This window comes from Shewanella sp. 10B (genome assembly GCF_023475885.1).
In the GTDB taxonomy this organism is placed as follows: Bacteria; Pseudomonadota; Gammaproteobacteria; order Enterobacterales; family Shewanellaceae; genus Shewanella; species Shewanella mangrovisoli.
Window position 1 is genome coordinate 518,523 of the sequence record NZ_JAMDJO010000002.1, and the last position, 13,112, is coordinate 531,634.

Annotated in this window: 11 protein-coding genes; 10 read left to right on the top strand and 1 reads right to left on the bottom strand. The window is 48.9% G+C overall.

The genetic code is table 11. The annotated features are described in order from the left end of the window. Positions 1 to 2: 2 nt before the first annotated feature. From M0415_RS09725 to M0415_RS09750, 6 genes are all read left to right on the top strand, one after another. Entirely contained in the window at positions 3 to 1,736 is a 1,734-nt protein-coding gene (locus tag M0415_RS09725; RefSeq protein ID WP_249554028.1) for a polyamine aminopropyltransferase, read from the top strand. Positions 1,737 to 1,814: 78 nt separating this feature from the next. Next, the gene (locus M0415_RS09730) at positions 1,815 to 2,228 is read left to right on the top strand and encodes a YjfI family protein (protein WP_007645549.1); all 414 of its coding nucleotides are present in this window, start codon (positions 1,815 to 1,817) and stop codon (positions 2,226 to 2,228) included. A 12-nt stretch (positions 2,229 to 2,240) separates the two neighbouring features. Continuing rightward, positions 2,241 to 2,930, top strand: a complete 690-nt coding sequence (locus tag M0415_RS09735; RefSeq protein WP_011715973.1) for a PspA/IM30 family protein — start codon at positions 2,241 to 2,243, stop codon at positions 2,928 to 2,930. A 145-nt stretch (positions 2,931 to 3,075) separates the two neighbouring features. After that, positions 3,076 to 3,729, top strand: coding sequence for a DUF4178 domain-containing protein (locus tag M0415_RS09740; protein ID WP_249554026.1), 654 nt, complete (start codon positions 3,076 to 3,078; stop codon positions 3,727 to 3,729). 106 nt (positions 3,730 to 3,835) lie between these two features. After that, positions 3,836 to 4,165: a hypothetical protein gene (locus M0415_RS09745; RefSeq protein ID WP_011715971.1), complete on the top strand. Its 330-nt coding sequence runs from the start codon at positions 3,836 to 3,838 to the stop codon at positions 4,163 to 4,165. A 133-nt stretch (positions 4,166 to 4,298) separates the two neighbouring features. Further along, positions 4,299 to 5,123: an ion transporter gene (locus M0415_RS09750; RefSeq protein ID WP_249554024.1), complete on the top strand. Its 825-nt coding sequence runs from the start codon at positions 4,299 to 4,301 to the stop codon at positions 5,121 to 5,123. A 49-nt stretch (positions 5,124 to 5,172) separates the two neighbouring features. On the opposite strand, the gene M0415_RS09755 is transcribed toward M0415_RS09750, so the two are convergent. Then, entirely contained in the window at positions 5,173 to 6,684 is a 1,512-nt protein-coding gene (locus tag M0415_RS09755) for a CYTH domain-containing protein (protein ID WP_249554022.1), read from the bottom strand. A gap of 231 nt (positions 6,685 to 6,915) precedes the next feature. On the opposite strand from M0415_RS09755, the gene M0415_RS09760 reads away from it, so the two are divergent. The 4 genes from M0415_RS09760 to putA all read left to right on the top strand — a co-directional run bounded on the left by M0415_RS09760 (position 6,916) and on the right by putA (position 13,107). Beyond that, positions 6,916 to 7,596 carry a TIGR00153 family protein gene (locus M0415_RS09760; protein WP_011623862.1) on the top strand — a complete coding sequence of 227 codons (681 nt, stop codon included), beginning with the start codon at positions 6,916 to 6,918 and terminating at the stop codon, positions 7,594 to 7,596. Between the two features lie 25 nt (positions 7,597 to 7,621). After that, on the top strand, positions 7,622 to 8,911 hold the full coding sequence (locus tag M0415_RS09765) for an inorganic phosphate transporter (RefSeq protein WP_086902064.1): 1,290 nt from the start codon (positions 7,622 to 7,624) through the stop codon (positions 8,909 to 8,911). 194 nt (positions 8,912 to 9,105) lie between these two features. Beyond that, positions 9,106 to 9,654 (top strand): TIGR04211 family SH3 domain-containing protein, encoded by a 549-nt coding sequence (locus M0415_RS09770; protein ID WP_164717988.1) that lies wholly within the window; start codon positions 9,106 to 9,108, stop codon positions 9,652 to 9,654. A gap of 258 nt (positions 9,655 to 9,912) precedes the next feature. Continuing rightward, the gene (gene putA / locus M0415_RS09775; protein ID WP_249554020.1) at positions 9,913 to 13,107 is read left to right on the top strand and encodes a bifunctional proline dehydrogenase/L-glutamate gamma-semialdehyde dehydrogenase PutA; all 3,195 of its coding nucleotides are present in this window, start codon (positions 9,913 to 9,915) and stop codon (positions 13,105 to 13,107) included. Positions 13,108 to 13,112: the final 5 nt, after the last annotated feature.

A 13,112-nucleotide genomic window follows, 5' to 3' on the forward strand; every position in this document is an offset into this window, starting at 1 on the left:
CAATGCACGAATCCCAAATAACCGGTTCGGCGACTCAAGCGGTAAAAACGAGTCGCCTAAGCTGGTTCGATGATGTCCTGCTGTTGGGCATTATGGCCGTACTCGCTGGGTGCGGCCTGATCTACGAATACCTGTTGTCCCACTACGCAGGCCGGATCTTAGGCGCGTTAGAAGCCGCCATTTACACTATGATCGGCCTGATGATCGTCTCCATGGGTCTTGGCGCCTTTGCCGCTCGCAAAATTAAAGATGCCTTTACAGGCTTTGTGGTACTGGAACTCACGGTCGCGCTCTGTGGCTCGCTGGCGATTTTAATTACCGCAGCCGTTATAGGTTTTGGTCAGCAACTGCCGATGCTTATCGCCTCCACCTTAGGTTTACCACCAGATCAACTGCCAGAAGGTGGCATGATTGGCTCGCTGCAAAAGCTGAGCGAACATCTGCCCTATGTCTGGGGCGTGCTACTCGGCTTGATGATCGGGATGGAAATTCCGCTGATCGCGAGGGTGAGACAATCCCTGTCTGATGAACACTTACTGCATAATGCCGGTACTATTTATGGCGCCGACTATATTGGCGCAGGGATTGGTGCGGCCATTTGGGTCGGCTTTATGCTGGCCATCGATATTCAACTCGCCGCCGCGCTGACCGCTAGCTTTAACTTGCTCGCCGGCTTTGTGTTTATCTGGCGTTTTTGGCCCAAGATCCAAAGGGCGAAATTATTGCTCGCGGGGCATTTTGTGGTCACGGGCGTATTATTATTGCTCGCCATTCAAGGGCCGAGTTGGGAGCAACAGTTCAACAATCTGCTCTATAAAGACAAAGTGGTTTACGCTAAGGCCACGCGCTTTCAACAACTCACCTTTACCGAACGCTTACGCGGCAATGGCCTCTCCCCCATATACTCTTTGTATATCAATGGCCGACTACAGTTTTCGAGTATCGATGAACACATCTACCATGCGTTTTTAGTTCACCCAACGCTTGCAGCCAGCGCTCGCCACAACAATGTATTAATCATTGGCGGTGGTGATGGGTTGGGCCTAAAGCAAGTGCTGCGTTGGGAGCCTGAGCAAGTGACCTTACTCGATCTTGATGCCGCATTGGTGCAACTCTTTAAAACGCCCGATACGGATATGCCTAAGCGCCTAAGCCAAGCCCTGTTAGCTCTCAATGGCAATGCCTTTAACGATCCTCGCGTTAACGTGATCCACGACGACGCCTTTAATGGTGTCGATAAACTGATTGCCGCAGGGGATAAATACGATGCCATTATTGTGGATCTGCCCGATCCTAGCCACCCCGATTTAAATAAGCTCTATTCGGATTATTTCTATCGCAAGCTCAAGGAACTAATGAGCAGTGACGGCGCTCTGACTGTACAGTCAACCTCGCCCTATCACGCGCAAAAGGCCTTTATCTCGGTAGCCAAAACCTTGGCCTTAGCGGGGTTTGACGTAAAACAGTATCACCATAACGTCCCAAGCTTTGGAGAATGGGGCTGGAGCATTGCCACCCTATCGGGAAAGGATGCTCAGCATCGCCTTGGCGAGCTGACAGCACTACCGATAGCGGATGACTGGTTAACCTTAGGTTTAGTCAAAGGCGCCTTTGAATTTCCTGCCAATTTTTATCAGGACGCCGCCAGTATTAAGCCTAACGAACTCGGTTCGTTACAGTTGTACCATTATCATCAACAGGCATGGTCCGAAACCCAAGGACTGGATCTTTTTTAACGGATAAAGATAGTGCTTGACATATTATGTCTCGGTGCTATCTTTGAACACAGACATAATATGTCAATAAGGACAAATATGAATATCCATACTCTTGCTAATCACCTCAACAGCCTTGGCAATAACAGCCAGACCGGCTTCCAATTCGATTGTTATCCAATTGATGGTGAAGTCGAAGTGTTGCAAGTGAATGTGGTCGGCCGTGAAGAAATCCCGGTATTCGTATCGGTGACGGACAACCAAATTCTCTGCATCAGCTACCTGTGGGGCGAGAACGAAGTAAACCAAGAACGTCGCAGCGAAATGTTTGAAACCATGCTCGAATTAAACATTCCAATGCCATTGTCAGCCTTTGCCAAAATCGATGACAAATACGTGGTTTACGGCGCACTGTCTCTGCAATCTAGCATGCTCGAAATCGAGCAAGAGTTAGCAGTCTTATCCGATAACTGCTTAGAAGTTATCGATGAAATGGTCGACTATCTGAAATAAGGAGCCACAATCATGGGCATTCTGAACAAAATTTTAACAGCGTTTCGCGGTGGTGCCACCGAAGTTGGCCAAAGCATCGTAGACGCAAACTCGACTCGTATTTTCGAACAGGAAATCCGTGATGCCGAGAAACACTTAACCAACGCCAAGCGCGAACTGACCGATGTGATGGCGAAAGAAATGCAAGCCAGCCGTGAAGTTGACCGCTTAAAGCGCTCAATTGCCGAACATGAAGGCTATGCAACGCAAGCTTTAGATAAAGGCAATGAAGCCTTAGCCATTGAAGTGGCTGAAAAAATTGCTCAATTAGAGCAAGAGTTAGCTGAGCAGCAAACTGCTAATGATAGCTTCAGCGCCCATGCAGTACGCTTGAAAGATTTAGTGAAGAAGACCGAGCGTCAACTGTCTGATTATCAACGTCAGTTAAGCATGGTTAAAACCACTGAAAGCGTACAAAAGGCGACGGCGACCATTACCGACTCTTTTGCCTCAAGCAACTCTAAGCTGCTGAATGCCAAAGATTCATTAGAGCGTATCAAGGCGCGTCAACAACAGTTTGACGACAGATTGAAAGCCGCTGAAACCTTAGCCGAAGAAGGCAGCGATAAATCATTGCAGGCCAAATTAGCCGAAGCAGGCATTGGTGAGCAAAAATCGAATGCCAACGCCGTGCTCGAACGTATCAAGGCACGTAAAAGCTAATTCATGATTGACCAAACGCCGAGCACCGATGGGACCATCACCCCCTATTGTGCTCGGCTTTTTTGTTTTTTGTTTTAGACACGCGAATATGTCCAATCACCCATAGCGTGAGCTTTGGCATTGTGCGCACTGTTTAGGAGCGAATATGGGATTTTTTAACAGTATTTTTGGTAAAAAGGCGCCGCCAGCGCGTGAACTCAATCATCCCTCTGCGCTCAAGATCGGCGATATGATCTCCATCGACAATAGTTTTGCTCTGCCGCCACAATTGCGCGGTCAACAACTGAAAGTCGAAGCGGTGAATACCTATGAGTTTGAACGCAATCAGCAAACCGAGTGGGTGCTAAAAGGGCATGGTAGCGAGACGCTATTTTTGAGTCTTGAAGAAGACGATGAAACTTACCTCGCCTTCTCCCTTAAAATTACCCGCGCACAGGTGGAACAGTTATTCGATTTAGAGCAATTCAGCACTCTGTTCGATGAACCAGGCCACGCCGAACTCACCACCCAAGAGTTATCGCCACAGCTAGCCGAGCAGCTCGAACAATGGCTGGGTAAGCAATATCATCAAGTAACCTTTGCGCTGTTTGGCTATTTTCACCGTGAAGACTACCGCGGCCTAAAACCACCGCAGGATGCCAATGGTGCAACCGGCGAGCCCTTCGAATATTATTTACTGCTCGATGATGACGAAAGCCGCGCGGTAGAAGTCGAAGTGTACGAGGGAGGCGATACCGATGTAGTACTGACCTTATACCGCCCCTTGTCGGACATTCGCGACTACTGGCCCGGTCAGTAAGCTTTAGCATACGATAAAGTGCGCGACTCGCACTTTATCGCTTAAGCCATTACAATCCCAATAAATTCGCTCGAAATGTACGGTTGATAGCAACAGGTAACGCCTAATGAGTAAAACGAAACACCCTCTCCCAGAGCAATGGCAAAAGAACCAGCAAGCCGCAAAAGCGACGCAAGTGGCCTTCGATCTCGATGAAAAGTTTCAATATTCTATTCGTAAAGCCGCGCTCGATGCGGGTGTCAGCCCTTCCGATCAGATCCGTACCATTTTGGGCTTAAGTGTTTCAAAACGTCCGACGCGTCCCCGCTTAACCGTCTCACTCAACGCCGAAGATTATGTACAACTCGCTGAAAAATACGGCCTTAGCGCCGATTCTCAGCTCGAGATTAAACGCCGCGTACTCGAAGACTTAGTACGCTTTGTCGCCGAAGATTAATTGTGGTTACGCCTCTAAGCATTTAAGCGCCCGATAAACCTAAGTCGGGCAATTTATCACAAAGTTAATTTACTCATAGCGTAAACTCTTTTACCTTAGACATTCGCCTTAAAACACAGGGATCATGTTAGGCATGACAGATAAAACCCCTTGGTCGCTCCGCTCTTTGGGTAATCCATCTCCCTTCGAATTCGCCATGATGCTGTTGTCGCTGCTCTCGGTCATCATAGTGTTAGTGATGACCTTTGGCCGACTCGACAAAGAAACCTACCGATTACTGTTTTTTATCGATACCACGATTTGCATGATTTTTATGGTCAACTTTTTCGTTGGCCTGTTTCGCGCACGCGATAAAGTTTTTTATCTGCGCCATCATTGGATCGATTTTATCGCCAGTATTCCCGCCATCGAGGCACTACGCATCGCGAGGGTGTTCCAAATTTTGCGGGTAATTCGTTTAATCCGCATGAGTCGCTCTTACCTTATTCCCTTGATAAAGCAGCGTAAACAAGCCACCCTCGCCAGTTTACTGGTCGCGATGGTGACCATTTTAACCTTCGCTTCTATCATCATTCTGATTGTCGAAAGTGGTACCGAAGGTGCCAATATCCAAACCGCCGAGCAGGCCATTTGGTGGGCCTTAGTGACGATTTCGACCGTGGGTTATGGCGATTTTTATCCCGTCAGCACCGCAGGGCATATTGTGGGCGGCATAGTAATTGTCAGTGGCGTCAGTTTTTTCGGGGTGATTTCGGGTTATATGGCCTCGGTATTTGTCGCCCCCGATGAAAGTGAGCGCCAAGAACGCCAGAACGCGCATAAGGCAGAAATTAAAAGCGAACTCGAAATGGCTCTTGCCAGAATGGAAGAAAACCAGCGGCAGATGGAGCAGAATCAGGCGCAAATGTTGGCCAAAATTGCCGAGTTAAAACAAGCATTAGAAGCCCAAAAGAATTAGGAAGGCATTGCCTTCCTAAGCCTTATTCAAAGTGGTGTCGACCAATCGGCTACCAATAGGTTGTTTGCGTCATCGCGTTTTGTCTCGACGCCTCCATCGCAAAGAGTAAGCTTTGCTGCTTAGCCTCAAGCCAGTCGCTTAAGTCGATGCCAAGGGTTTGCGCCGCCAGCGTTAATTGCTGATAACAGGCCAAGGTTCTAATCCCTAACACTAAATCCTGCCAAGGTGCCCTGAAAGCATCGCGAGATTTTGCCTCATACAAAAGCCCATAGGCTTGCCCGACTTGAATGCTCTCATCGAGTAACGCTGCACACTGCAAATAATCCTCGGCTGTCATGGTCTTATCGCTTGGCATCGCAGCCAAAACCGCCTGCCATGAGGCTTCCTGCGCATGATCAGCATGCTGGGACAACCCAAGCTCTGCGGGCAGCTCGAGTTTACCCGCGCTGAGCGCCAATAGGATCTCGACAATTGCTAACTGCAATTGACCGTATTCAAGACTTTGCCAAAGTGAGTTTAACCGCCCAGAGATATCCGTGGCCTCAAATTGCAGCTGTAGTTGTTGCATCAAGGCTTGACGGGCGTCGTGCCGAGTGAATAAGCCTTTTTGACTACCGAGCAAAGCTGCTAGGGCCTGTGCCTCCTCAATGAACACCTGCTGGGATTCAATCAGAGTAAAGTGCCGCATCAAAGTAGCATTAGCGAGGCCAAACTGGCTCAGCGTCATCCGTAATAAACGGATACAGGCGCGCATCCGCCACCACAGGGCAATGACGGCTTCGTTATCTTGTTCTTCTGTAATCATGGCTTCGAGCAACTGCCAACGCTCGAGCGCGGTTTCCAATAGCACTTGGCAAGTAGCGGTTAAGTCCTGTTGGTGAGGCTGATGAAGATTGAGATCCTCAGGCACAGGCAACAGTAAAAACTCGAGTGCACTCAAGGTTAACGGTTTAGATTGCCCCGCGAGTCGATAGCCGCGCTGCGCCTTACTGGCTTTACCTAAACGAACAGGAACGCTGTCGGCCACTTGTGTCGCCAAGGTTAATAAGGCACTGGCATCCCCCGACAATAGCTCAAATTCGAGTTCGCAGAGGGCTTCATGCTGACCATTAGCGGTAATGTCCCCAGTATCCAAGGCAACCTCAATAAGGCTCTCTCCGAGACTCACATGCCAAGCTCGGCGATAAAAATCGGTGTGAAATACGCAGCCCAGCGCCGCTTGCACTGAGGCTAAATCGGCATTCGCGGGCCAGATACCGGCGGGAAAGAGGCTTAAATTTGGGCTGTCGGCTTCAATGGTGACGTTATATTCGGGACGCGAATGGATCCCGCCAACCACTTGCCCCGCCGTCTTAATGGTTTGCTCTTTGTGACCATCGAACCCGCGCACCCTTAACCCCATGTCCCATTGGCGTAATTGTAATCCGGGTGTATCAAAGTAACCGTTGCTTAAGCGGCGCTTTCCCTGCGGAGTGGCGTTTGGCAGGCTATCTAACTTATTTATCAAGGATTCTTGAAACTTAGGGAGGAAAAACAGTTTTAATTCTATCTCTGCATTCATTGCGGCACCGCTCATTTTGTCATCAAAGATTCATTGATGCGTCACTTTTAGTTCATAATGTCACAAATGTGTCATAAAAATCCCGTAGGATTTGGTTTTGAAGTTGGTATATAACCCGTTAGAATAAAGCTGTGATTTTTTCTCAAAAAACACAGTTTCAATACGCGGACGCATAGGGTAACATGCGCCCGCTTTTTCCAATCATGGAACAATCTAAATAGGTAAACGGCAATGCCAGTAAACTCTATTTTGGGCGTGTTTGCAAAATCGCCAATCAAGCCTCTTCAAGAGCACATGGACAAAGTCTACGATTGCGCATCGTTACTGGTCCCCTTTTTCGAAGCCACCATCACAGGTAACTGGGATGGCGCAGTTCAACTACGCAAGCAAATCAGTTTAGCGGAAAAGCAAGGTGACTCACTCAAGCGTGAAATTCGCCTCACTCTGCCAAGCGGTTTGTTTATGCCAGTTGAGCGTACAGATCTATTGGAACTACTGACTCAACAAGACAAAATCGCTAACAAAGCAAAAGATATCTCTGGTCGTGTTATCGGCCGTCAATTATTAATCCCTCAGGTCATGCAAGTGCCCTTTATTGCGTATCTACAACGTTGTATCGACGCAGTAGGTCTTGCAAAACAAGTCATTAACGAACTCGAAGATTTGCTCGAAGCAGGTTTCCGCGGTCGTGAAGTCGACTTAGTGGCTAAAATGATCAACGAACTCGATATCATCGAAGAAGATACTGACGATCTGCAAATTCAATTGCGTCGTCAACTATTTGCATTGGAATCAGAATTGAATCCTGTCGATGTGATGTTCCTCTATAAAACGATTGAATGGGTCGGCGGTCTTGCAGATCTTGCCGAACGAGTCGGTTCGCGTCTTGAGCTTATGCTGGCTCGCGTTTAATAAATAAGGTTATCAAGGTATCAATATGGTTGATGCAGGTATGGAGGTGGCTAACGTCTTAGCCACTAATGGGCCGTGGCTTATTGCCATTGCGGCCGCGTTTGGTTTTCTAATGGCGTGGGGTATTGGTGCGAACGACGTGGCCAATGCAATGGGAACCTCTGTGGGTTCCAACGCGATTACTATTAAACAAGCGATTATTATCGCAATGATCTTCGAATTTGCTGGTGCTTACTTAGCCGGCGGCGAAGTAACCAGTACGATCCGTAACGGTATTATTGATTCAAGCTACTTTACCCAAACCCCTGAATTGCTGGTATACGGCATGATTGGCTCGCTGTTAGCCGCAGGGATTTGGTTAGTTGTCGCATCAGCCTTAGGCTGGCCAGTATCGACCACTCACTCAATCGTGGGTGCGATTATCGGCTTCGCGGCTGTGGGTGTTGGCACTGATTCAGTCGCTTGGGAAAAAGTCGGTGGTATCGTTGGCTCTTGGGTCATCACCCCTGCAATCTCTGGCTTTATGGCTTTCATTCTGTTCCAAAGCACGCAAAAACTGATTTTCAACACAGATAACCCACTCGCTAACGCGAAACGCTATGTGCCTTTCTACATGGCATTTGCGGGCTTTATCATGTCGTTAGTCACCATCCTTAAGGGTTTATCACACGTTGGTATTCACTTAAAAGGTGCCGAAGCGTACATGTTAGCCGGCGTGATTGCGCTGATCGTGGGTATCGTGGGTAAAGTGGTAATTTCTCGTTTAAAAATGGATGAGAAAGCCACCCACAAAACCATGTACGCTAACGTTGAAAAAGTGTTTGCTATCCTGATGGTGCTCACTGCCTGTTGTATGGCGTTTGCCCACGGTTCAAACGACGTAGCTAACGCGATTGGCCCATTAGCGGCGGTTGTCTCTGTGGTAAACAGTGGCGGTCAAATTGCGTCTAAGTCTCCGTTAGTTTGGTGGATCCTGCCTTTAGGTGCCGTTGGTATCGTGATGGGTCTGGCAATCTTCGGTAAGCGCGTGATGCAAACCATTGGTAAAAACATCACTCACTTAACGCCAAGCCGTGGTTTTGCTGCCGAATTAGCCGCAGCCTCGACTGTCGTTATTGCTTCTGGTACTGGTTTACCTATCTCTACCACACAAACCTTAGTGGGTGCGGTATTAGGTGTGGGTATGGCCCGTGGTATTGCTGCAATCAATATCGGCGTAGTGCGTAATATCGTTGTGTCTTGGGTGGTCACCTTACCTGCGGGTGCGGGTCTGTCGATCATCTTCTTCTTTATGATTAAAGGTATCTTTAACTAAGAAGCCCAAGGTGACTATGGCAAGCTTGCCTTAGAAACGCACAAACACACAGGAATCGCTAGCATGGATGCGGCAAAGTTGAGGGAAGTCTATGACTTCCCTCTTGCATTGCAGGCCTCAAATCCCTAGCATGTGGTCACTATTTCGTTGATGAGAATACAAAAGTGTTAAGAATGCTGACTCTGGTGGGAATGATGTTACTCTCCCCCAACCTGCTGGCCGAAGGCCAACCCCGCTATATCTCGGACAACGTGTTTCTTTATATTCTCAATGGTCCGAGTACAGACTACCGTATCTTAGGCTCAATTGAAGCGGGTCAACCAATTACCTTATTAGGCGAAACTCAAGGCGATTACTCCAAAATTGTCGACCACAAGGGCCGTGAAGGTTGGATACCGACTAACATGATTAGCTCGGCACCCAGTTTCCGCGAGCAAGTATCGTCACTCACCAGTGAACTGGCTGAAGCCAAAGCTAAACTGGACGAAGTGATGAGCTCAACCGATAACCATGCCGATGAAGTGGCCGAGCTTAAAGCCAAGCTGACCGAAGCCGAAACTATGCTCAGCAAAACTACTCAAGAGCGTGATAGTTTGAAAGTGGCCGTGGATCGCAGCGCTCAGGAAGCTCAATTTGCCCTATGGCGTGAAGGTGGACTGATCGCCGCCGCCGGTTTAGTGGTCGGGGTGATTTTGGTTTATCTGCCAAGACCGCAACGCCGTAATAAAAAGCGTTGGATGTAAATTTTTACGCGAATCCACTGAAAGTAAAATCAAAAGCCAGTGTTTTCAAACACTGGCTTTTTTGTCAATTGAGCGTTACATCTGGTGCGTAACAAGCTAATCAAACAATCTTCACATTCTTTCACGCTATAGTGTTGTCCGTCACATTTTGGTTGTATAATCTGCGCGCGCAAAGCTTCATATTGTATACAAAATATCAAATGCGTTTCGCGCCCCCCATTTTTGTTTCAACAATAGAGCCCAAAACAACTGGCCAAGATGGAAGCGATTACTATGTTCAAAGCGAGTGAAGTGCTGGCAGGCCGCTACGATTCTGCCAATCTCGACGAACTGTTCAAAGCCGTCACCGACAACTACATTGTCGATGAAGAACAATACTTGTCAGAGCTAATCAAACTAGTGCCCTCCAGTGATGAAGCCATCGAGCGCGTCACTCGTCGTGCCCACGAACTGGTCAACAAAGTTCGTCAATTCGATAAGAAAGGTTTAATGGTTGGCATCGACGCCTTCCTGCAGCAATACAGCTTAGAAACACAGGAAGGGATTATCCTGATGTGTTTAGCCGAAGCCCTGCTGCGTATTCCCGATGCGGCCACTGCCGATGCTTTAATTGAAGATAAACTCTCAGGCGCGAAATGGGATGAACACTTAAGCAAGAGCGATTCGGTACTGGTTAACGCCTCCACTTGGGGCTTAATGCTCACTGGCAAAATCGTCAAACTCGATAAAAAAATCGATGGCACGCCAAGCAACCTGTTAAGCCGTTTAGTGAATCGCTTAGGTGAACCAGTGATCCGCCAAGCCATGATGGCAGCGATGAAGATCATGGGTAAGCAGTTCGTTCTCGGTCGCACCATGAAAGAAGCGCTCAAGAACAGCGAAGACAAGCGTAAATTAGGTTACACCCACTCCTACGACATGCTGGGTGAAGCCGCACTGACGCGTAAAGATGCCGAAAAATACTTTAACGATTATGCCAATGCGATTACCGAGTTAGGCGCGCAAAGCTATAACGAAAACGAATCTCCACGCCCAACCATTTCTATCAAGCTGTCGGCACTGCACCCACGTTACGAAGTCGCTAACGAAGACCGTGTACTGACCGAGCTGTATGACACAGTTATTCGCCTGATTAAGTTAGCCCGTGGCTTAAATATCGGTATTTCTATCGACGCCGAAGAAGTTGACCGCCTCGAACTGTCGCTCAAACTGTTCCAAAAACTGTTTAATTCTGACGCCACTCAGGGTTGGGGCTTACTCGGTATCGTAGTGCAAGCTTACTCTAAGCGCGCTCTGCCGGTGCTGGTATGGTTAACCCGCCTAGCGAAAGAACAAGGTGACGAAATTCCAGTTCGCTTAGTGAAAGGCGCCTACTGGGATAGCGAGCTGAAATGGGCACAACAAGCTGGCGAAGCTGCTTACCCACTCTACACCCGCAAAGCCGGTACCGACGTGTCTTACTTAGCCTGTGCGCGTTACCTGTTATCCGACGCCACCCGCGGCGCGATTTACCCACAATTTGCCAGCCACAACGCGCAAACGGTTGCGGCAATTTCCGATATGGCGGGCGATCGTAACCACGAATTCCAACGTCTACACGGCATGGGACAAGAGCTGTACGACACCATTCTGTCGGAAGCTGGCGCGAAAGCGGTACGTATCTACGCCCCTATCGGTGCCCATAAAGATCTGCTGCCCTACTTAGTGCGTCGCCTGCTGGAAAACGGTGCGAACACCTCGTTCGTACACAAGCTGGTCGACCCGAAAACCCCTATCGAGTCTTTAGTGGTTCACCCACTGAAAACCCTGACAGGCTACAAAACCCTGGCTAACAACAAAATCGTTTTACCTACCGACATCTTCGGTAGCGATCGCAAAAATTCCAAGGGACTCAATATGAACATCATTTCAGAAGCAGAGCCATTCTTCGCGGCCTTAGACAAATTCAAATCGACGCAGTGGCAAGCGGGCCCTCTAGTTAATGGTCAAACCTTAACTGGCGAGCACAAAACCGTGGTGAGCCCATTCGATACTACTCAAACCGTGGGTCAAGTGGCCTTTGCCGACAAAGCGGCTATCGAACAAGCTGTCGCCTCTGCCGATGCGGCGTTTGCAACTTGGACTCGTACTCCGGTTGAAGTGCGCGCCTCTGCCCTGCAAAAGCTTGCTGATCTGTTAGAAGAAAACCGCGAAGAACTGATTGCTCTGTGTACCCGTGAAGCGGGCAAGAGCATTCAAGACGGTATCGACGAAGTGCGTGAAGCCGTAGACTTCTGCCGCTACTACGCGGTGCAAGCTAAGAAGTTGATGTCAAAGCCTGAACTGCTCCCAGGCCCAACGGGTGAGTTAAACGAACTCTTCCTCCAAGGTCGCGGTGTCTTCGTGTGTATCAGCCCATGGAACTTCCCACTCGCTATCTTCTTAGGCCAAGTATCAGCAGCCCTAGCAGCGGGTAACACTGTAGTAGCTAAACCTGCAGAGCAAACCTCTATCATTGGTTACCGCGCAGTGCAGCTTGCACACCAAGCGGGTATTCCAACGGACGTGCTGCAATATCTACCCGGCACAGGCGCTACCGTAGGTAACGCACTGACGGCAGATGAGCGCATCGGCGGCGTATGTTTTACCGGTTCAACGGGCACAGCCAAACTCATCAACCGCACACTGGCCAACCGTGAAGGCGCAATTATTCCATTAATCGCCGAAACCGGTGGTCAAAACGCTATGGTGGTTGACTCTACTTCTCAGCCAGAACAAGTGGTTAACGATGTAGTGTCTTCATCCTTCACCAGTGCGGGTCAACGCTGCTCGGCGCTGCGTGTACTCTTCCTACAGGAAGATATTGCAGACCGCGTTATCGATGTACTCCAAGGTGCGATGGATGAGCTAGTGATTGGCAATCCAAGTTCAGTGAAAACTGACGTAGGCCCAGTTATCGATGCGACCGCGAAGGCTAACCTTGACGCCCATATCGACCACATCAAGCAAGTCGGTAAGTTGATCAAGCAAATGTCACTGCCAGCGGGTACCGAGAATGGTCACTTTGTGTCACCAACCGCCGTTGAAATTGATTCAATCAAAGTGCTTGAAAAAGAACACTTTGGTCCAATCCTGCACGTGATCCGTTACAAGGCATCTGAACTTGCCCATGTGATCGATGAAATCAACAGCACAGGCTTTGGCTTAACCTTAGGTATCCACAGCCGTAACGAAGGCCACGCCCTCGAAGTAGCTGACAAGGTTAACGTAGGTAACGTGTACATCAACCGTAACCAAATCGGCGCAGTCGTTGGCGTACAGCCTTTCGGCGGTCAAGGTCTGTCAGGCACAGGTCCAAAAGCCGGTGGTCCACACTACTTAACTCGCTTCGTGACTGAAAAGACGCGCACTAACAACATCACCGCTATCGGTGGTAACGCGACATTGCTGTCACTGGGTGATAGCGAAGCCTAAGTCCT